The organism is Vibrio sp. 2132-1 (assembly GCF_033344315.1).
Window position 1 is genome coordinate 1 of sequence record NZ_JAWPON010000176.1, and the last position, 879, is coordinate 879.

The window sequence follows — 879 nt, forward strand, 5'->3', positions numbered from 1 at the left end:
TAGCGTTCAATTCCGCTATTGTGATCGCTTATTGGCGTTCATTAGGCAAAGCTTAGAAGAATCGGGTTTGCCTGCTGAGCAATTTGATGTCGAGGTAACCGAGAGCTTGTTGTTTAACCATGATGATGAATTGGTAGACATGCTGGATAACCTACGTGCGCTCGGTACCAAGCTGACGATTGACGACTTCGGTACGGGCTATTCTGCACTGAGTTACTTGCAGAAGTTCCCGTTTGACCGTCTGAAAATCGACCGCAGTTTTATGCAAAACGTGTTTGAGAACGACTCTGATCGTGAACTGGTCAACGTGATCATTGCTATGGCCAAAGCCTTGCGTCTTAAAATTGTCGCAGAAGGTATCGAAGAGCAACGCCATGTGGATTATCTCAACGAGCTAAACTGTGAGTTCGGCCAAGGTTTCCACTATAGCCGCCCTGTGCCAGCGAAGGAGTTTGAGCAACTTCTAAACCAACCTACTTGGTCATAACTCCTTTCAATACAACCTCATAGAAAAGCATTGATGTTATTTGTTCCTCAAATTCATTAATGCTTTTCCACCTTGAGGGATAATCGTTTTCCTTTCCTTGTTTTACACTACAATTAATTGATAGCTGATGGCCTGTGACGCCCGTCACGTAAAGGCTAAACCAAATTCGAAACGAGTGAAAACTCGTCAAAACAACCAGGAAGGAATTGCGAATGTCTTCTGCATTTTACCAACAGATTCAACAGCAAATTGAAGAAGTGAAGGCTGAAGGTCTTTACAAAGCAGAGCGTATCATTACCTCTCAACAGCAAGCCGCTGTTAAAATCTCGACAGGTGAAGAAGTACTGAACTTTTGTGCGAACAACTACCTAGGCCTAGCAAACCATCCAGCG

General features: G+C 44.0%; 1 protein-coding gene and 1 pseudogene. Both read left to right on the top strand.

Annotation, left to right across the window (positions count from 1 at the left end; translation table 11 throughout):
• Window positions 1-487 (top strand): EAL domain-containing protein (locus R8N47_RS24245; protein ID WP_318185982.1); only part of this gene is annotated, 487 nt, incomplete at its 5' end.
• 212 nt (window positions 488-699) lie between these two features.
• A pseudogene (locus R8N47_RS24250) lies at window positions 700-879 on the top strand (glycine C-acetyltransferase); the annotation flags it as partial.